The organism is Ancylothrix sp. D3o (assembly GCF_025370775.1).
In the GTDB taxonomy this organism is placed as follows: domain Bacteria; phylum Cyanobacteriota; class Cyanobacteriia; order Cyanobacteriales; family Oscillatoriaceae; genus Ancylothrix.
On record NZ_JAMXEX010000004.1, the window covers coordinates 198,590 to 217,125 of the forward strand.

19 protein-coding genes are annotated in these 18,536 nt (G+C 44.8%); 13 read left to right on the forward strand and 6 right to left on the reverse strand.

Annotated elements, in window-relative coordinates; translation table 11 throughout:
* Window positions 1-50: 50 nt before the first annotated feature.
* On the forward strand, window positions 51-242 hold the full coding sequence (locus NG798_RS10135) for a hypothetical protein (RefSeq protein ID WP_261222394.1): 192 nt from the start codon (window positions 51-53) through the stop codon (window positions 240-242).
* Between the two features lie 167 nt (window positions 243-409).
* Here the strand turns inward: NG798_RS10135 and NG798_RS10140 are convergent, their stop codons facing one another.
* A complete protein-coding gene (locus NG798_RS10140; RefSeq protein WP_261222395.1) occupies window positions 410-1,285 on the reverse strand; it encodes a YihY/virulence factor BrkB family protein in 876 nt (291 codons plus the stop codon).
* 94 nt (window positions 1,286-1,379) lie between these two features.
* Here NG798_RS10140 and NG798_RS10145 point away from each other — a divergent pair, with 94 nt between their 5' ends.
* Entirely contained in the window at window positions 1,380-1,994 is a 615-nt protein-coding gene (locus NG798_RS10145) for a hypothetical protein (protein WP_261222396.1), read from the forward strand.
* Here NG798_RS10145 and thrC read toward each other — a convergent pair.
* The gene (thrC, locus tag NG798_RS10150) at window positions 1,939-3,018 is read right to left on the reverse strand and encodes a threonine synthase (protein WP_261222621.1); all 1,080 of its coding nucleotides are present in this window, start codon (window positions 3,016-3,018) and stop codon (window positions 1,939-1,941) included. The genes NG798_RS10145 and thrC overlap by 56 nt on opposite strands.
* Window positions 3,019-3,322: 304 nt before the next feature.
* On the opposite strand from thrC, the gene NG798_RS10155 reads away from it, so the two are divergent.
* The 4 genes from NG798_RS10155 (at window position 3,323) to NG798_RS10170 (ending at window position 7,873) form a co-directional block, all read left to right on the forward strand.
* Window positions 3,323-3,589, forward strand: a complete 267-nt coding sequence (locus NG798_RS10155) for a hypothetical protein (RefSeq protein WP_261222397.1) — start codon at window positions 3,323-3,325, stop codon at window positions 3,587-3,589.
* Between the two features lie 637 nt (window positions 3,590-4,226).
* Entirely contained in the window at window positions 4,227-4,724 is a 498-nt protein-coding gene (locus NG798_RS10160; RefSeq protein WP_261222398.1) for a group I intron-associated PD-(D/E)XK endonuclease, read from the forward strand.
* Between the two features lie 111 nt (window positions 4,725-4,835).
* Window positions 4,836-6,272 carry a DUF697 domain-containing protein gene (locus NG798_RS10165; protein ID WP_261222399.1) on the forward strand — a complete coding sequence of 479 codons (1,437 nt, stop codon included), beginning with the start codon at window positions 4,836-4,838 and terminating at the stop codon, window positions 6,270-6,272.
* 236 nt (window positions 6,273-6,508) lie between these two features.
* Window positions 6,509-7,873 carry a GTP-binding protein gene (locus NG798_RS10170; RefSeq protein WP_261222400.1) on the forward strand — a complete coding sequence of 455 codons (1,365 nt, stop codon included), beginning with the start codon at window positions 6,509-6,511 and terminating at the stop codon, window positions 7,871-7,873.
* 21 nt (window positions 7,874-7,894) lie between these two features.
* On the opposite strand, the gene NG798_RS10175 is transcribed toward NG798_RS10170, so the two are convergent.
* Together NG798_RS10175 and NG798_RS10180 are read right to left on the reverse strand one after the other, a co-directional pair.
* Complete coding sequence (locus tag NG798_RS10175; protein ID WP_261222401.1) at window positions 7,895-8,749, reverse strand: TlyA family RNA methyltransferase; 855 nt, start codon at window positions 8,747-8,749, stop codon at window positions 7,895-7,897.
* Window positions 8,750-8,824: 75 nt separating this feature from the next.
* Window positions 8,825-9,355 carry a pentapeptide repeat-containing protein gene (locus NG798_RS10180; RefSeq protein ID WP_261222402.1) on the reverse strand — a complete coding sequence of 177 codons (531 nt, stop codon included), beginning with the start codon at window positions 9,353-9,355 and terminating at the stop codon, window positions 8,825-8,827.
* A 192-nt stretch (window positions 9,356-9,547) separates the two neighbouring features.
* Here NG798_RS10180 and NG798_RS10185 point away from each other — a divergent pair, with 192 nt between their 5' ends.
* The 7 genes from NG798_RS10185 (at window position 9,548) to NG798_RS10215 (ending at window position 16,328) form a co-directional block, all read left to right on the forward strand.
* A complete protein-coding gene (locus NG798_RS10185; protein WP_261222403.1) occupies window positions 9,548-11,713 on the forward strand; it encodes an ATP-binding protein in 2,166 nt (721 codons plus the stop codon).
* A 143-nt stretch (window positions 11,714-11,856) separates the two neighbouring features.
* Complete coding sequence (locus NG798_RS10190; RefSeq protein WP_261222404.1) at window positions 11,857-12,264, forward strand: response regulator; 408 nt, start codon at window positions 11,857-11,859, stop codon at window positions 12,262-12,264.
* A gap of 550 nt (window positions 12,265-12,814) precedes the next feature.
* Window positions 12,815-13,222 carry a response regulator gene (locus tag NG798_RS10195; protein WP_261222405.1) on the forward strand — a complete coding sequence of 136 codons (408 nt, stop codon included), beginning with the start codon at window positions 12,815-12,817 and terminating at the stop codon, window positions 13,220-13,222.
* A gap of 311 nt (window positions 13,223-13,533) precedes the next feature.
* The gene (argF, locus tag NG798_RS10200) at window positions 13,534-14,460 is read left to right on the forward strand and encodes an ornithine carbamoyltransferase (RefSeq protein ID WP_261222406.1); all 927 of its coding nucleotides are present in this window, start codon (window positions 13,534-13,536) and stop codon (window positions 14,458-14,460) included.
* Between the two features lie 243 nt (window positions 14,461-14,703).
* The gene (locus NG798_RS10205) at window positions 14,704-14,955 is read left to right on the forward strand and encodes a hypothetical protein (protein ID WP_261222407.1); all 252 of its coding nucleotides are present in this window, start codon (window positions 14,704-14,706) and stop codon (window positions 14,953-14,955) included.
* 107 nt (window positions 14,956-15,062) lie between these two features.
* Window positions 15,063-15,536: an N-acetyltransferase gene (locus tag NG798_RS10210; RefSeq protein WP_261222408.1), complete on the forward strand. Its 474-nt coding sequence runs from the start codon at window positions 15,063-15,065 to the stop codon at window positions 15,534-15,536.
* A gap of 45 nt (window positions 15,537-15,581) precedes the next feature.
* The gene (locus NG798_RS10215) at window positions 15,582-16,328 is read left to right on the forward strand and encodes a HEAT repeat domain-containing protein (protein WP_261222409.1); all 747 of its coding nucleotides are present in this window, start codon (window positions 15,582-15,584) and stop codon (window positions 16,326-16,328) included.
* Window positions 16,329-16,375: 47 nt separating this feature from the next.
* Here the strand turns inward: NG798_RS10215 and NG798_RS10220 are convergent, their stop codons facing one another.
* On the reverse strand, window positions 16,376-17,599 hold the full coding sequence (locus NG798_RS10220) for an NAD(P)/FAD-dependent oxidoreductase (protein WP_261222410.1): 1,224 nt from the start codon (window positions 17,597-17,599) through the stop codon (window positions 16,376-16,378).
* A 48-nt stretch (window positions 17,600-17,647) separates the two neighbouring features.
* Window positions 17,648-18,535, reverse strand: a complete 888-nt coding sequence (locus NG798_RS10225; RefSeq protein ID WP_261222411.1) for an NAD(P)-dependent oxidoreductase — start codon at window positions 18,533-18,535, stop codon at window positions 17,648-17,650.
* Window position 18,536 lies beyond the last annotated feature (1 nt).

Below are 18,536 nucleotides of genomic sequence, written 5' to 3' on the forward strand. Positions count from 1 at the left end.
CACCAAAAGCGCCGGTGACGGACTTCTAAAAATCTTCACGAGTTAACGTTATGATTCCTCCCAACTTTGGAACTTTAAATCTTATTTTTGCCACTCTCTTAGGCTTAACCGTACTTCTTTGGCTACTGCGGGGTTTTGGCATACTCACCTTCTTTCCTGGGTCAGTTTTGTGGGTCTTGATTTTGCTTTCTATTGCCACCGGCATCATCAGCAACCTCCAAAGCCGCCGGGGCCGGTATTAACAGATTTTAAATTGGCGCTTTTAAGTTTTAGCCTTTCAGTTTCTAACTCAAAAAATTAGCCTCTTTAACTGGCTATTTTCTGCGTTTTGCGAACGAACGGCAAGTTACCTTAGACATAAAAAGCTTGCGGATATTTTCTATCTTCAGAAATATTTTTTATCTCCTGTTTAATTTGATCTTCGTCTCATCGCCTCCCCAACCGTCACATTTAACTGCGCGCCCACCAGCATCACCAACGAACTCAAGTACAACCAAAACATCAACACAATCACCGCTCCCACAGCGCCATAAGTGCGGTTATAGTTGCCAAAATGTAACACATATTGCCGGAATAAATTCGACAGAATAGCCCAAAAAATCGCCGCTAAAATTGCGCCCGGCATAATTGGTATTTCCTTATACCGATAGCTAGGCCCAAAGCGGTAAACCAAGGCAAAAGCAAGCGCAACAATTGTCAAAGCTATCGGCCAAGTAACCCGCTGCCAAATTGCCAACAAACCTGACTCAAGATTACCACTCTCTTTTGCAACTGTCTCTACAATTAAATCACTGATAAAAACAAGAAAAGAAGCATTAATCAAAAGCAAAATAGCCGCCAAACTCAAGGAAAGCGAAACCAGCTTTGCCTTCCAAAAAGGACGGGCTAGAGTGATTGGTATATTGTGAATACGATCCAGCGCCGCCATCGCCGTATTAATTACCCCAGAAAAAGCCCAAAGCGCCCCAATAAAACTCGCAGAAAATAAATTTGGATTGTGCGAGGCGCTGAGTTCATCAATAAAACCGCGAACCAAGCCGCGTACATCATCCGGTGTCAGTTTGCCCACCTCACTCGCCAACTCGTAAATCGTCGCTTGTAGAGGATGAAATAAGCCAATAGCCGCCAAAAACGCCAAAATTGCCGGAAACAAGGCTAACATAGCGTTATAAGCCATCTCAGCCGCAAGGCCGGTTAAACGCGCCTCACCGGCACTTTGGGCCATCCTCCACAGCGTCTTGGCATTCAAGTAGCGAAAAAAACTAAAAAATCGAGAAAATAACATTTAATTAGTGATTAGTCATTAGTCATTATTCACTGGTAAAAACTCAGTGGTGACTACAGACTAACAATGAGCAATAACCAATTACCATATACTTATGAATCACGATGTCACCCAGTGGTTACAAGAAATCCAAGACTTGCAACAGCAAATCGCCGACAAAGAACGTTTAATCGAAGAAGCCCACAGCGGGGCGGATCGCTGGCGGGAACTCTACAACAAAGAAGCCCAACAGCGGCGCAACGAAATCAAACAAGCACAGCAAACCATTGAAGCCCTCAAAGCAGAAAATCAGCTTCTCAAAGAAGGCTCACCCGTAGTCGTAGAAATTCAACAAACCGGCCCCGACAGCGCCCTCGAACAAATGGCCGATCAACTCTTAGCAGCCCTCACCAGCGGTAGCAGCGGCCCCCACACAATGCGCTCCAAATTACTGCAACTCATTAAACAACAAAAAGCCGCCCTCGAAGAAGTAGCCCGTCTCAACGAAGCCTTAGAAATTGAAAAAACCGCCCACATCAAAACCCGCGAAAGTTTAACAAACGCCCTCGCCGATGCAGTAGGACAATTTAAAGCCCATCGCGCAACTCTTTCCGCTACGCCAAAACCAGCAAGCGCGGGCGATCAAAAAACCACCAGCGCCTACCCCGTCTTACCTAAAAACCCATCACTTGAGCTACCGCCCTTAAATCAGGAGCAACCCCCGCTTTAAACTGATTATTGCAATGATTAATGGCTGAGTCGGGGTCTTTTAAACCATTGCCGGTTAGCACACAGACAATTGTCGCCCCTTCGGGCACGGTGTCTTTCACCTTCAATAAACCGGCCACCGAAGCCGCAGAGGCCGGCTCGCAGAAAACTCCTTCCTGACTTGCCAAAAGCCGGTAAGCCTCCAAAATTTCCTCATCCGTCACCGCCGCAAACTCGCCTTGACTGGATTGGGAAGTTGCCACTGCTTTTTGCCAGTTAGCCGGGTTGCCAATCCGAATTGCCGTTGCAATCGTATCAGGATTCGCCACCACAGCCCCATGCACCAAAGGCGCCGCCCCAGCCGCCTGAAATCCCATCATCCGGGGTAAACGTTGGCATTTGCCGTCTTGGTGATATTGGCAAAATCCCATCCAATAAGCGCTGATATTGCCGGCATTTCCCACTGGAATACACAGCCAGTCGGGCGCTTCTCCTAACACATCGACAATTTCAAAAGCTGCGGTTTTTTGACCTTCCAGCCGGTAAGGGTTGACAGAGTTAACCAGCGTCACCGGGTAATGTTCCGACATTTCGCGGACAATTTCTAAAGCCCGGTCAAAATTGGCTTTAATTGAAAGCACTTCCGCCCCGTAAACCAATGCCTGCGCTAATTTGCCAAGCGCCACATAGCCATCGGGAATTAAGACAAAAGCTCGCATTCCACCCCGACGAGCATAGGCAGCCGCAGCAGCAGAAGTGTTGCCGGTGCTGGCACAAATTACGGCTTTGGCACCGGCTTCTTTGGCTTTAGAAATGGCCATTGTCATCCCTCGGTCTTTAAAGCTGCCGGTGGGGTTGAGGCCGTCGTATTTTACATAAACTTTGACTTGTTTGCCGATGATTTGGGAAATCGCGGGAACCGGAATCAGCGGCGTGTTACCTTCGTGCAATGTCACAACCGGCGTGGTTTCACTCACCGGCAAATAAGGCCGGTAGGCTTCGATTAATCCGGGCCAACCTTTATAGGTAGCCGGTGAGTTGCTCATCGGGGAGGCGGGTTTGGCAGGCGAATTAGCAGACAGGCTCAGAGTCACGATATTTAGAAGTTTAGGATGCAAAAAGTATCTGTTTTAACCTCTAGTTTACCTTGAACATCCCGATAGCCTGCGTTTTTTCTCAGAATTACCCAATCCCAAATGTCCTTTTCTTTGGTTTTCCTGGTTGCCCTCCTTTCCCATGCCCCATCCCCAGTCACTTCGGAAACTGACACATTACCGTAAAAGTGTACAAGTGGATGCAAATTAACTTATATTTCAGGTTAAGATATTTCTCAGGTGTGAGTAAGTACAAATGACTACCCCACTTTCTATGTCTGCCGATACGCCTAGTTTGGCAACCGCCAGCGAACAATCTCAATCCCCAGCCCCACAAAAGGCTGCTCCTTTGTCACCCACCAAACCTAACCTTAACCATTGCATGAAATCTCCATTACCCGCCGATCAGCAAGTTAAGTATCTGCACCTCCAAGCTGAAATCGATACCCTATTGCTTGAGTTGCAAACCCTTAAACACAAACGGCAAGAAACGGATCGTCAGCCCGTCGGGGCCGGTCGTTAGGTTCAATTTGAGAGCGCCGGTTCGCCTCCTTTGATAAGATTTTTTTGCTAAAAACCCTTTTTCACTTTTCGACAGCCTTGCCCTGAGAGCCGATGGAGTGGCTCTCATCTCCCGCAGGCTAATGCTTCCAGAGGTCGTGCCGGCTCGTTGAAAAAAACTTTTGCTCAAGGGGTTGCCAAATCAAGAAAGATGCGCTTATAATAAAGAAAGCGACGCGGGATAGAGCAGCCTGGTAGCTCGTCGGGCTCAACGACAAAGTTAACTTTAAAGTTAACGTTGCAATGGGCTGTACACAAGGAAACTCGTGTATGACAACCTTTCAAATTCGGGGAAGCCTGTAAAATGGTAATCCCGAGCCAAGCCCCAGAAACGGGGAAGGTGTAGAGGCTCGATGGAAGGCATCCTAACAGTTAGGCTGAGGATGAAGGGAGAGTCCAGACCCCAAACTGGGATAACAGGCAAGATGCCTGTGCTACAAATTCCAGGCAGCGAAAGCTGTAGTAGGTAAGCATAACCCGAAGGTCAGTGGTTCAAATCCACTTCCCGCTATTAAAGACAAATACCAAAAAAACCCTGTAATCTTTAAGGTTGCGGGGTTTTTTTGTAGAGTAAAAAGCCGCAGTAGCTAAAAAAGCCGGTGGATACAAAGCTAAAAGGTGATATTGCAGAGCAAGCCGCCGTATTGCAGGCGCTTAAGCGTGGCTGGGGAGTGTTAAAGCCGGTGGGAGACAGGCTGGCTTACGATTTAGTTTTTGATGTAGAAGGAATTTTAGTTAAAATTCAAGTCAAATATGCCTGGCTGGATGCCCCATCTGGTAACTATGTTACAGACAACCGGCGAACGAAAACAAATCGCCGCGTCATGCTTCGAGAAGCTTACAAGCAAACAGACTTTGATTTTGCCTTAGTTTATATCGAAAACCTCGACTTATTTTATGTGTTTCCGGTAGAGATATTCACCGGCTATAAAAGCGAGATACACCTTGTAGAAGCTGAGAAACGCCAGAGAAAACCTCGCTCCGCCGAATATCGGGACGCTTGGCTGCTAATCTTAGAATGGGTTGAAGAGCGAAGTACACACCTAAAAATTAGTGAAATCTTACCATCGCTTGCAAGCCACGACACCACCGGCTAAACCCCCCAAAAGGTAGAATGAGATTAGCTTAAAAGGAATATGGTAGGGAATACTTGACCCTGTTTTTCCTTCTCATTCGCACGATCCCAAAAAATTATTAAATTTTGTACTATGGCAATGAAACAACCGATTTTAGTAGGTGGTTTAGGTTTAACTGCTGCTTTGGGGATATTTCAAACCGTCCATCACTCTCTGGTAAATATGGGAGACTGGACAATGTTAGGGGTATTAGCTGCCGGCGGTATTGCTTGGTGGTTGCAAGGAATTACCCAACCATTCCTCCCCAGCATGACTTCTCCCCTTACCAGAGAAGCGTTAGAAAAAGCCATTGCAACGGCTGAAGCTTCTATTACGGCGTTGAAATCGGAAACCGAATCTCTCGACTCTAACGCAAAATCAGCAATTAATGTAATTTGTGAAAATTTACAAGAACAAATCTCGAAGTTAACCGCCGAACTCGACCGGCCCGAAGTTCGCATTGCTGTTGTCGGGGGGAAAAATTGCGGTAAGAGCACTTTAATACAACTGTTGCAAGCAAACTGGCAAGAGCAACCACAAAAGGTTATTTTTACAGAAATTTCCTCGTTATTTTCTGATCCAAATTGGCAGATTAAAGCTGATTTGGTGCTGTTTGTAACGACTGGGGATATTACTGATCCTGAGTTTCAAGTTATCCAGCAATTAAAAAATAGCGGTTTGCGGACTTTGTTGCTGTGGAATAAACAAGATTTATGCTTGCCGGAAGAACGCGCCTCGGTTTTGCAACAACAGCAAATTAGACTGCAAGAAACGCTTAATTTGGGGGATGTAATGGCGATTTCGGCTTCTCCGGCGCCGGTGAAAGTCCGCCGTCATTTAGAAGATGGTTCTTGGCAAGAATGGCTGGAAGAACAAACTCCAGAAATTGCAGCTTTAACCGGCAGACTAAATGAAATTTTGGAAAACGAAGCGCAGCAATTAATTTATAGCGGCAGCTTGCATTCTGTGAATACTATCAAATCTGAAGCGAAAATGCTGTTAAATAAGGTGCGGAAAGAACGCGCTTTGCCGATTATAGAACAATCACAATGGATTGCGGCGGCGGCTGCTTTTGCGAATCCGGTGCCGGCTTTGGATTTGTTGGCAACGGGGGCAATTACGGCGCAGTTGGTGGTAGATTTGGGGGGGATTTATAAGCAACAGTTTTCGTTTGAGCAAGCTAAAACTGTCGCGGGTACAATGGCTGAGTTTATGTTTAAGTTGGGGTTAGTTGAACTGTCTACGCAGACGGTGACGCATATCCTTAAAAGTAATGCCATTACCTTTGTTGCCGGTGGTGCTGTGCAGGGTGTGAGTGCGGCATATTTGACACGAATTGCCGGGTTAAGTTTGATTGAGTATTTCCAAGAGCAAGAAATTAGTGCGGCGGAGAATCGCGGTTTGAATTTTGAGCAATTAAAGAATACTTTGCAAAGTGTTTTTCAGCAGAATCAACGTAAGGAGTTTTTGCAATCTTTTGTGAGGCAAGGGATTGGGCGGTTGATGCCGGATGCGAAGGTGCCGGTGTAGAAATTAGGGTGGGCAAAGCCCACCTTTTTTGTATGCTGAAATGATGGTTTCCTACTATTGAGATGGTAGCAAAATCACTGAGTTTGTTGATGTTTGTAAAAGAGAAGTTTATGAAGATGATCACTATGCCTAGAAGTCAAATTTGGCTGTATACTGCTGAGCCTAATTATCCCCCCAAACCCCCCCAAAATTACTGATAAAATAAACCTATAACCCCCCAAATTCCCAAACCAACCTTGAACACACCCCAACCAAAACCCAACCGAGGCGACAGCCACATCAACAGCGCCAAAGGAAGCCTCCGCCAATCTCTCACCTGGTACTCCCACATCCGCCGGCAACCCCAACTCAGCAAAGACACCCAACTCCAAACCACCCTCCAAAAACAACTCGATACCCTCACCGGCAACCTCAACAAACTCGACACCGGCATCATTCGTATAGCAGCCTTTGGTTTAGTCAGTCGCGGCAAATCATCCGTATTAAACGCCTTAATGGAGCAAAAAATCCTCCAAACCGGCCCCATCAACGGCATCACCCAATGGCCCAGAACCGTCCGCTGGACACCCAACCCCGACAGTAAAATAATCGTCGAACTAACCGACACCCCCGGCTTAGATGAAGTCGAAGGCGAAAGCCGCGCCCAAATGGCAAAAGACATCGCCCGTCAATCTGATTTAATTTTATTTATAGTCGCCGGTGACATCACTCGCACCGAATATAAAGCCCTAACCGAACTTCGTAAAACCCAAAAACCCCTGATTTTAGTATTTAACAAAATTGACCTTTACCCTGAACAAGATCGCAACGCCATCTATCAACAACTCCAAGAATTAGGCAGTGGCGAAACGATCATTTTACCCGATGAAATCGTCATGGTAGCCGCCGAACCTATTCCCCTACAAGTGCGTGTTGAATGGCCGGATGGACGCATTACCTACGAATGGGAAACCCCAGAACCCATCATCGATGAACTCAAACTCAAAATCCTAGAAATACTCAACAGCGAAGGCAAATCTTTACTCGCCTTAAACGCCCTAATTCAAGCCAAAACAGCCCAAACAAACATTGCACAAAAACTCTTACAATCCCGCGAAGAAGCAGCCGAAAAACTTATCTGGGATTTCGCCAAATACAAAGCCTTAGCCGTCGGCCTTAACCCCATCGCTTTCTTTGATTTATTAGGCGGAATTGGTGCAGATTTAATCTTAATTCGTTCCCTGGCAAAACTCTATGGTTTACCCATGACCGGCTACGAAGCCAGCAAACTTTGGAAAACCATTTTATTCAGTTCTGGCGGCTTACTTTTAGGCGAATTAGGCAGCGGATTAATATTAGGAATTGGTAAAACAGCCGGTGCCGCCGCCGGTGGTATGGGCGATGGTATGGGAATTGCTACCTTTGCCGGCTCTGCTATTGCTCAAGGTTCCTTTGCCGGTTATGGTGCTTATAGTGTTGGACAAGCCGCAAAAATCTATTTAGAACAAGGTTGTACCTGGGGGCCAATGGGGCCAGATACCATCATTCAAACTATCTTAAATCAGGCTGAACCAGATACAATTATTGCTCGTTTAAAGCAGGAAATATTTAACCGCAGATAAACGCGGATAAACGCAGATGAGTTAGCCGCCTACGTCTGCGGTTTTTAATTGTTTTTGTGCTGCTTTTGTGATTTCTTTAAATACAGGCACCGGCACTCCTCCATCTATTCCCAACCATAACAAATATTCAATATTCCCCGCCGGCCCCGTAATTGGAGAAAATGTTAAACCGCGATATTCCCAACCCAAAATTTTCGCCGTTTCTAATACTTGTTGAATGGCAAAAGCTTGAGCATCTGCATCTCTTACTACACCTTTTTTTCCGATTTTTTCTTTCCCGACTTCAAACTGCGGTTTCACCAACAATATTAGCTCTTTTGGAGGTGCTAATAATTCCAACAAAGCCGGCAATATTTTGGTTAAAGAAATAAAAGAAACATCCACAACACCCAAATCTGGTAGGGGCTTTTGGTGCAGGTTTTCCGCCTTTATGTCGGCCCCTTCAATACCATATAAATCTGCTTTTGTCAAGTGTCTTAAATTCGTGCGTTCTCGCAAAATCACCCGTTCATCGGTGCGAATACGCCAGTCCACTTGACCATAGCCAACATCAATACCGTACACTAATTTTGCACCGGCCTGTAATAAGCAATCCGTAAAACCACCCGTAGAAATACCCCCATCCAAACAAATGCGATCTTGCACCTTAATAGCAAAAACTTCTAAGGCTTTTGCTAACTTTTCTCCACCTCTGGAAACAAAGCGGGAACGCTCTTTTATAGAAATTTTCGCCTCCACATCAACAGCCGTGCCTGGTTTATCAATCACCTGCTGATTAACCATCACTTCTCCGGCACCAATCAACCGCTGCGCCAACTGTCGAGAGGCGCATAATCCACGTTCTACCAATAAACTATCGAGACGTTGCTTTGCCAAGGAAATAACCGCTTAAATTCAGGCGTTTGCTTTAAAAAACTTGTTTCTGTTCAATTCTAAAATAAAATTGCCTATTCACCCATTACCATTGGGAAAAATAACATCCCTTAAATCAGCCGTCGATAAATCAACGCCGGAAAGATTAGCAGATTCTAAATTAACCTGGTGAAAAATTGTCCCCGTTACAAGGGCGCACGTCAAATCTGCGCGCTGGAGATTAGCCCCTGTAAAATCGGCACCTTGGAGATTACAAGAGTACAAAAAAGCCAGCCGCAAATCGGCCTTTTTAAGAAGAGATCCGCTGAGGTTAGCTTTACGAAAATCCGTTGAAACAAGACAAGCATCGCAGAGATTAGCACCGGCCATAGCACAACAACGCAGATCCGCACCGCTCAAATTAGCACCCTTCAAATTAGTAAGGGCCAAATTAGAACCGTAGAGATTGGCTTCGCGCAAGTCAGCCCCGGCCAAATTGTAACCTTGGAGATTAAACTCCGGTAAAATCGCTCTGCTGAGATCCGGCTGAATTTCGGGATAGTCGCTGCGCCATTGGTTCCAACAATCTACCCCTTTGTTGACCAACTCCAAGAGTTTAAGATTTGCCATAAAAGTTTAAAAAAATATAACGATTTGTGGGCAATGGGGAACAACTTTTTTAATAGAGAGTCGGCCCTATTGTAAACAAAAATCGACTTAAAAGCCATTGGCGAAACCGCCACCCAATATTGACAAGCTTGGTATTATTGAAGAATATAAAAGGCTGGCTTTTTAATTTAGAGCAGCAAAAGGGAACAACCCATGTCTGGCAAACTTAACAGAAAAAATACAGCTACCTCCCTCAGCGAAGGAGACTTGTTAAACCGAATAACCAACCGTATCCGCCAGTCCCTAGAGCTACAAGAAATTCTCTCGGCAACCGCAGCCGAAATGCGCTCGTTTTTGGACATAGACCGCGTGAAGGTGTACAAGTTTGAAGAAGACGGCACCGGCATTGTCATTGCGGAATCGATCCACAAAAATCGCCTGCCGGCCTTATTTGGATTACATTTTCCGGCCAGCGACATTCCCCCGCACGCCCGCGAAATGTTCATCAAAGCCCGCACCCGCTCTATAGTCGATGTCGCCCAACAGCAGATTATCCTCAACCGCCTCGAAACAGAAACCACCGGCGACCTCACCCTAGAAGACTTGAAAAAAGAACCCATTGAAGACATTATCCAGCGTCCAGTTGACCCCTGCCACGTCAACTATTTAAAAGCAATGGGAGTGCTGTCATCTTTAGTCGTGCCGGTGATGCACCAGCAAAAACTCTGGGGGATACTCGCAGCCCACCACAGTACATCAAAAAGCTTTTCTTCCAAACAACTGCGAATCGTCCAAATGATTGCCAATCAAATGTCAGTGGCAATTTCCCAATCAGAACTACTCAGCCAAGCCCGCTCCCAAACTCGCCGGGAAGCCTTGATAAATCAAGTTTCCACCCTCTTGCACGCACCTTTGAATATCAAAGAAACTCTCCAAAGCGTACTCGAAAAAATTGTGGCGGCGGTGGGCGGAAGTGGTGGCCGGCTTTATATCGTCGCCTTAGATACCAGCGCCACAGCAGAACTGTTTACCACCGGCACCCAACCACAACAGCCCCCTCAAAGCAACTACCCCGACTGGCTAGAACATCACCCCTACTGGCAATCTCTGATGGGTTGGCCGGCCCAATCTTTACAAGCCGCCTTTAAAGACAACTACGACAGCAGCGAGCCGCCTTGGTCTGATTTACTGCCAAATCCCCTAGAAGATTTAAACTTTTATCAAAAAGCTACCGCGCCTCTGCGCGTAATTGATGATATTTACCAGGAACCCCAATTATTAAAAGTAGCTAAAACCTTTGGCTCAACTTTGATCCGGGGATTATTAGTCATGCCCATGCGTTATGGCCAATATTCTTTGGGTTGCTTGAGCGTTTTTCGCAATCAAATAGATACAGATATTGTTTGGGCAGGCCGGTTTAACCCCGATGAAAGAATCCAGCGAGTAAGGGATTCTTTTGATGCGTGGCGCGAAATCAAACGCGGTCAAGCTCATCCCTGGACCAATGAAGAAACAGAATTAGTTCAATCTCTCGGTACCCACGTTGCAATGGCTGTGATGCAAAACCGGCTTTTTTTGTGGGAACGCGAACACCGGCTTTTAGTAGAAATGCGAAATCAAGAACTCAAAGCCGCCCGCGCCGCCGCCGAACAAGCCAGCCGCCTCAAATCAGATTTTCTTTCCTCCACCAGCCACGAGTTACGCACGCCTTTAGCCTCAACAATTAACTACTTAAAACTTCTTAAAGAAGAATTTTATGATGATGAAGTAGAGTTAAAAGAGTACATTTCTATTGCTTATCAATCAGCCGAAAATTTGGTGGCAATTATTAATGATGTTTTGGATATTGCCAAAATAGAAGCCGGTCGGATGAGTGTCAACTTTGAGGAAGTCAACTTGCCACCCATGCTTGAAGAACTGCGGCGCTTGTTTTCGGTCGATAGCCGGCGTAAAAATATCCCGCTGATTGTTGAGTGTGAAGTCGAAACCGTCTGGGCTGATACAGTAAAAATGCGGCAAATCTTGACAAATTTGCTTTCTAATGCTTTTAAATTTACCACCGAAGGCGAAATTCGCTTGCGAGCAATTTATCGCCCTGTGAAAAGCGACATATCTCAAGCACCGGCCCCCATTATCGAAATTTCTGTAGCCGATACCGGCATAGGAATTGACGCCAATCAACGCGACATGGTGTTTGAACCTTTTGTGCAAGCCGATGGCAGTATCAAGCGCCGCTATGGCGGCACCGGCCTCGGTTTAACCGTATGTAAGCGTCTGGTAGAGCTCATGGGTGGCCGAATTCGCCTCGAAAGCGCCGGCAAAAATCAAGGCACAACCGTCAGTTTCTCGTTACCCTATCAAAATGACGTTTCCGACTAATACTCAATGACGAATAGCCGAGTTTAAAAACGAAAAAACTTCCCACCCCCAGGGGTACTATAGTTTCTTCAAAGTTTCCATTCTTAAAGCTAAAAATAGCTACTTTAACTATCACATTACGAGCAATATTTGAGAGGTATTGATTGAATATTTTATTAGTAGATGACGATTATCTCCTAGCAAAGGGAACTGCAAAATTAATACAGCGCATCGGAGGACACAACGTAACCATCAGCGATGAGCCAGCAGAAATTGTTAAGCAATGTGAAGCAGGCACCGTAGACGTGGTACTCATGGATGTAAACTTACCGGGCGCTTCGTGGCAAGGCCAAGAAATCAGCGGCGCAGACTTATCACGCATCCTCAAAACTCGACCCCCTACTGCCCACATTCCGATTATTATGGTCACAGCCTACGCAATGCTGACCGAGCGGCAAACCTTACTCGCCCTGTCTCAAGCCGATGAATTTTGCACCAAACCGATCACAGATTATGAATTTTTATTAAATTTAATTGAGCGTCTCACCAAAAAACAAAGCGAGCAGAACTAGAGAATGCCATTTTTACCGACTGATTTTTATCCAAAGCCTTGCCTTCACAGGCCGGTCGCTTTGCTTGGCTTTCTGCTGAGGAAAAATAAAATAGATTATTTTAAGCTTCTTCTCTTCTTGACCTCGTTCGGTAGTATTTGGCAGACAAAGATTTTTCAGTACCCCAGCCATTTTTTTTAGGCTAAACTACAGAATTATAGAAACCAGTTTTAGCTGAGGTTGCTTAATTGAGTTAAAACAAAAAGTGGGTTTTTTTAGCAAAAAGTTACCTTAGCAAAACTGAAACAACCAAATAAAGTGAGGACGGGATAAAGACAGCACCCATGAAAAACTGGGAAAAAAGCGATTATCCTCAAACATCATTCAATAAATAAAAGCTACAAATAAAAGCCAGAAAACATTAAGCCGGCAGATATGAAAAAAAATGTCAAGTTAAAATGGTTACAATACATTAAGTTTTTTGAGATGTTATAAAATTTATCTTTAAAAACCCACACAATCGGGACACGGCGTTTAAAATTTTTTAAGTAAGCGAAAAGGAAACAGAAAAATGCACAGAATAGCGGTACTAGATGATGATGAAAACTGGTGTTTTACGATCCAGAGATTTTTTAGAAAATACTATCAAGTTTCAGTTTTCGCCGATGTAGAGATTTTTCTGGGCCAAGTAGATCGCTTTGATCTAGCAATTGTAGATTTCTCACTTCCGAGGGCAGTCTTTGAACCCAAAACCAACGGCAGCGAAATTATCAGAAATATAAAATCAAAATTAAAAAATCCGCCGATCTTGGTTTTGGCAAGCGGCTTTATTAGCACCCGTGATCAACAAGCCGGCTATGAAATTTGCCCAGAGGCAGATAGTTTTTTAGCCAAAGATGCCGGTTTAGACAACATTTTGCAGCACATCCACTTTCTGCTGGCAGAAAAAAAACCCTCGTCGTTTGTCCTCCAAGACTAATTTTCCCGGCACCCGCTAGAAATATTCGTGCATCGGCTGGTTAACATCCAGCCTAATTTTATTTGTAGCAAAAATAACAAAATTATTTTAAACAGCGTAGCCTTTAGAATTTAGGAAAAGGTGAGTCCCTACAAAAACCGGCATTATTCTCTAAAATCCTCCTATCGCCCCCCAGAGCAATCTAAAATCCTCATGCCTGTGGTAATCTATGCTAAATGCAGCCTTCAGGAGTTTGCGCTTGCGGTTGCAAAAAAGGATTAGAGCAAAAAATTAACTAAAATTACCACCAAGATTGAGCAAAGGAAGAGGGGATGATCACAGAAACACTGAAAGGACAAGATTTTTTGAGTTTGGCAGACTTAACTGGGCAACAAGTCGCAGAGTTACTGCAACTCGCAGCGGATATGAAAGCCGGCAAGGTTAACCTGCGCTGTAATAAAATTTTGGGACTATTATTTTACAAAGCCTCTACCCGCACAAGAGTTAGCTTTACAGTCGCCATGTATCAACTGGGAGGACAGGTACTCGACCTCAACCCCAATGTTACCCAAGTCAGTCGCGGCGAACCGATCATCGATACTGCGAGAGTTTTAGATCGGTATTTAGATGTTTTAGCAATTCGCACCTTTGCCCAAGAAGACTTACAAACCTTTGCCAATTATGCCAAAATTCCTGTTATTAACGCCCTCACCGATTTAGCGCATCCTTGTCAAGCCTTGGCGGATTTATTAACAATTCAAGAATGTTTTGGCGACCTTAAAAATTTAACTGTTACTTACGTTGGAGATGGCAATAACGTTGCCAATTCTTTAATGTTAGGTTGTGCAATGATGGGAGTAAATGTACGAGTAGCCACCCCATCAAATTTTGAACAATCGGCAGAAATTATCGAAAAAGCAAAAGCTTACGCCAATGGCAAAAGCGAAGTAACAATAACAAACGACCCCATCGCCGCAGCCACCGGCGCCCATGCACTTTATACCGATGTTTGGGCAAGCATGGGACAAGAAGAAGAAGCCAATAGCCGGATTCCCATTTTTCAGCCTTATCAATTAAACGAAAAACTGTTAAGTGTGGCCGATAAAAACGCCATAGTTTTACATTGCCTGCCGGCGCACAGAGGCGAAGAAATAACAGATGAAGCCATCGAAGGTTCCCACTCCCGCGTATGGGATCAAGCCGAAAACCGAATGCACGTTCAAAAAGCCTTACTTGCAAGCATTCTAGGTGCAGAATAACCCCAAAACGCCGCTAACCCAATCAAAACCTATCTGCGTTTATTTGTGGAGCAGGCATCCTGCCTGCTTTATATCTACGGTTAAAAAATCAAAAACTCCAAAAACACAGCACCCCTTATTACAGTAAAATAAAAAAAACATTTACAAAACTTGACAGCCTTCTCATCAGGGCCCAATGCCCAAATCAGAGCGGGCACAGCCACCCCCCAAAGCCTGCACACCTCACAATACAAAAATCCCAATATGGCTATTTTCCGTCAATACATCGCCCCCCTATTAATCGTCTTAGTATTCGTATTTGCCCTAGTCGCCGTCGGTATCCGTAGCTTCTTACCGGCAGATATGGCAGCACCGGCACCCATAGAAGAAGCAGCCCCCCAAACGTCCAGCACATCCTTTCAAAACCTCCACGCAGAAGCCGGTTTACCAGCTTCCCTTTCTAGCCTCATTCGAGGTTTGCCAGAAGACTCCTTACTTTCTGGGCAATTTAACTAAATTAGGACAAACGCATCAAGACCAAAGAAACCGGGTTTTTACAGGTCTTTGCTGCTAAAACCCGGTTTCTGAGAACCCCTGCTTTTGTTCTATAAATAAGCAAATTCGTGAATATCCCCGGATACAACCTCCGCACCGGCACTAGCTTAGATCGAGCCTTGGTGGTAAAATTCATGGCTAAAACCTACCATGAACTTTACCCCGATCAAGACTTATCACATCTGGCTCGTACCGTTGAGCAATATTTTTCCAGCAAAACGCCGCTATGGTGGGTAGACAGCGCCGATGAGGAACAAAACAATCCCATTGCCGGTTTATGGTTAGGTAATGCCATCGATCAAGTCACCGGCAGCCGCATCAGCCATGTATTTTTATTATATGTTGCCCCCCAACACCGCTACCAAGGCATAGGGCGTTTCTTAATGCAGCAAGCCGAAAGCTGGGCACAACAACGCGGAGACAAACAAATAGGGCTGCAAGTTTTTGTCCAAAATGAGCCAGCATTAAACTTATATCGTAAACTTGGCTATACAACCCAGTCCCTTTGGATGCTCAAACCCTTACCACCAAAAGAAACCTAACCAAACCTGCATCACACAGAACCATCCTGCGGTAAATTTACAAATATGGATGATTATGATGACTTAAAAACACTAACGGATGGGGGCGAATTTGAAAGCCCTCTGGATAGTATGGATGAGGTAGAGCCTCCCAAACCAGATCCAGAGGAAATGTTGCCGTTGCTTACATCCTCGCAACCTCAGCAACGGATGTTAGCAGCGCGTGCTTTCTGCGAAGTGCAAGATCCGCGAGCCATACCCCATCTTATTGAACTATTAAAAGACGCTTGCCCTTTGATCAGGGTAAGTGCAGCCTATGCTTTGGGGCGAAACCCCAGCAAGGATGCCGTAGAACCCCTCATCGAACAGCTTAACCGCGATTGGAATGGTTATGTCCGCAAAGGCGCTGTCTGGGCGCTAGGAAACTGCGGAGATCGTCGTGCTTTGGCACCGCTACTAGATGCGTTGAAAACTGAAATTTCGGCTGTGCGTCTCTGGGCGGCGAGTTCATTGGGCCAAATGGCAGCGGTGGGGTATGATACGGTGATTGCGTCTCTACCGCCGATTATTGAAGCTTTGCGACGTGATCCGGTGCCGGCTGTCAGAAGTAATTGTGCTTGGGCTTTAGGCCAGTTATGTCGAGAATTGCCTTCTAATGTGGTTTATGCTACCGCAATTGATGCTCTGATTGAGGCTTTTGCGGAGGATGAGGATATGGGTGTACGCGAAGATGCCAAAGCTTCGTTATTGCGAGTTGGTGATCCGCGTGGTTTACAGTTAATTGAAGAGTTAGAAGTCGAAGGCTGGATATAAAGCTACTAACGCCACCGGTTAAAACTCTTGGCATTAGCCGGTGGCGACTATTGAGAAATTGCTTTCCCTGCCAGCCAGCCTGTCGTCCAAGCACTTTGGAAATTAAAACCGCCGGTGATGCCATCAATATCTAAAATTTCCCCGGCAAAATATAAACCTGGCTGAATTTTGCTTTCCATTGTTTTAAAGTCAATTTCTTTTAAGTTTACGCCGCCACAAGTCACGAATTCTTCTTTGAAAACTCCTTTGCCGGTGACTTGATATTTGCCTCCAGTTAATTCTTGAATTAGCAAATTAAGAGATTTATTAGAAACTTCTGCCCAACGTTTATTTTCATCAATTTCTGCTGCAACAGTTAACTTTTCCCACAGCCGGCGGGGAATGGGAAGCGGACAACTTGAAGAAACCATTCTTTGGGGTAATTGAGATTTAACAGCAAGCAACATTTCCCGTAATTTTTCCTGCTTATATTGCGGCAACCAATTGATAGTAATGGTTGTTTTATAAGCGCTATCATGCAAAAATCTTGCCCCCCAAGCTGATAATTTTAAAACAGCCGGCCCGCTTAACCCCCAATGGGTAATTAAAACCGGCCCTGTTTGTTCTAATTTGGCGTCAGTTAAGCGAACAGTTGCATTAGCAACAGACACACCGGCTAAGTCTTGTAAGCGTTCATCTTTAATATTAAATGTAAATAAAGAAGGCACCGGCTTTTCTATAGTATGACCTAATTCTTGCGCCCATTTGTAACCGCTTGGGTTGCTGCCGGTGGCGAGTAAAAGCCGGTCTGTTTTTAAAGTTTTGCCAGCTTTTAGATTAATTTCAAAGCCTGGAGAAAGGGCTGAAATTGAAGCTACGGAGGTGCCGGTGTAAATTTTTACTCCTGCATCTTCGGCTGCATTCAACAAACAATAAACAATCGTGTTAGAATTATCTGTAATCGGAAACATTCTGCCATCTTCTTCGGTTTTTAGCTTTACACCTTTTCTTTCAAACCAATTGACGGTATCACGGGCTTGAAAACGAGTAAAAGCACCTCGTAAAGCTTTACCACCTCTGGGGTAATTTTGCACCAAACTACCCGCATCAAAACAAGAATGTGTCACATTACAACGTCCGCCGCCAGAGATACGAACTTTGCCTAAAGGTTCCCGCGCAGCTTCTAAAATTGTCACCCGACAATGAGGGTTAGTTTCTGCGGCTGAAACTGCCCCAAAAAAGCCGGCAGCGCCGCCACCAATTATAATAATGTTAAGAGAATCAGAATTCATGGTTATTGTGTAATTTCAGGTAATTGATCCAATTAAAATATTTTTTTGCTAACTTTTAATGCCTAAATTTTGAGTTTTTAAAAACTTAAATTCTTCGCGTAAACTCAAAGGCTGATATCCTAAACTAAAACCTAAAGAACTATCCAAAGAAACATCTGCCGGCCTCGGTGCCGACATTTTAACATCTTGTTGGCGGCAAGTTGTAATTTTAGCCTCTTTCATTTCTAAAACTTGCAGTAGCAAGCGCATAAATTCATAACGGGAAACTCGTTCTTTGCCTCCCAGATGAATAATACCATGAACTTTATCTAAAGCCAATAATAAACCTTTAGCGGCGGAGGTTGCGCTGGCCGGTGTGCGGAACTCATCAATAAATAAAGCCAATTCATTACCGGCCCGTAAAGAGTTTAACATAGGTTGAATAAAACTTTGTGAATGGGGACTGCCGGCACCAAACATTAAAGGCATTCTGCAAACTGCGGTTTGTGGGTAACGTTCCAACATACCTGTTTCTGCCATAACTTTTTGTTCGCCATAAATACTGATCGGTGAGACAGGATCAGATTCTTTATAGGGTGCATTTAAGCCATTAAAAACCAAGTCTGTTGAAGTGAAAACACAAGGAATATTATAATCTGCACAAAGGCCGGCAATATTCCAAGAAGCAGTGACATTTACAGGATATGATTCTTGAGGATTATTTTGGCATAAATTCGGCTGAGATTGAGCCGCCGTATGAATGACAGCCGCCGGTTTAACCTCAGAAAAAAGCTGTTTTAAAGCGGCAAAATTTGTGATATCAATTTTGAGGTTAATGGCGGAATTCTCGGCAGGATGGGAAAAATAAACCCCGTAAACTTGCCAGTTTTGTTGGGCAACTTGGCAGAGATTCCAACCTAAAAAACCACTACTGCCGGTGATGAGTAATTTTTGCATT

Bases quoted from the DNA above. Each gene is read 5' to 3' on its own strand.
- NG798_RS10180 (WP_261222402.1), bottom strand. From the start codon at position 9,355: ATGGCAAATCTTAAACTCTTGGAGTTGGTCAACAAAGGGGTAGATTGT.
- NG798_RS10185 (WP_261222403.1), top strand. From the start codon at position 9,548: ATGTCTGGCAAACTTAACAGAAAAAATACAGCTACCTCCCTCAGCGAA.
- NG798_RS10225 (WP_261222411.1), bottom strand. From the start codon at position 18,535: ATGCAAAAATTACTCATCACCGGCAGTAGTGGTTTTTTAGGTTGGAAT.
- NG798_RS10220 (WP_261222410.1), bottom strand. From the start codon at position 17,599: ATGAATTCTGATTCTCTTAACATTATTATAATTGGTGGCGGCGCTGCC.
- NG798_RS10135 (WP_261222394.1), top strand. From the start codon at position 51: ATGATTCCTCCCAACTTTGGAACTTTAAATCTTATTTTTGCCACTCTC.
- NG798_RS10140 (WP_261222395.1), bottom strand. From the start codon at position 1,285: ATGTTATTTTCTCGATTTTTTAGTTTTTTTCGCTACTTGAATGCCAAG.
- NG798_RS10165 (WP_261222399.1), top strand. From the start codon at position 4,836: ATGGCAATGAAACAACCGATTTTAGTAGGTGGTTTAGGTTTAACTGCT.
- NG798_RS10195 (WP_261222405.1), top strand. From the start codon at position 12,815: ATGCACAGAATAGCGGTACTAGATGATGATGAAAACTGGTGTTTTACG.
- argF (WP_261222406.1), top strand. From the start codon at position 13,534: ATGATCACAGAAACACTGAAAGGACAAGATTTTTTGAGTTTGGCAGAC.
- thrC (WP_261222621.1), bottom strand. From the start codon at position 3,018: ATGAGCAACTCACCGGCTACCTATAAAGGTTGGCCCGGATTAATCGAA.
- NG798_RS10215 (WP_261222409.1), top strand. From the start codon at position 15,582: ATGGATGATTATGATGACTTAAAAACACTAACGGATGGGGGCGAATTT.
- NG798_RS10205 (WP_261222407.1), top strand. From the start codon at position 14,704: ATGGCTATTTTCCGTCAATACATCGCCCCCCTATTAATCGTCTTAGTA.
- NG798_RS10155 (WP_261222397.1), top strand. From the start codon at position 3,323: ATGACTACCCCACTTTCTATGTCTGCCGATACGCCTAGTTTGGCAACC.
- NG798_RS10145 (WP_261222396.1), top strand. From the start codon at position 1,380: ATGAATCACGATGTCACCCAGTGGTTACAAGAAATCCAAGACTTGCAA.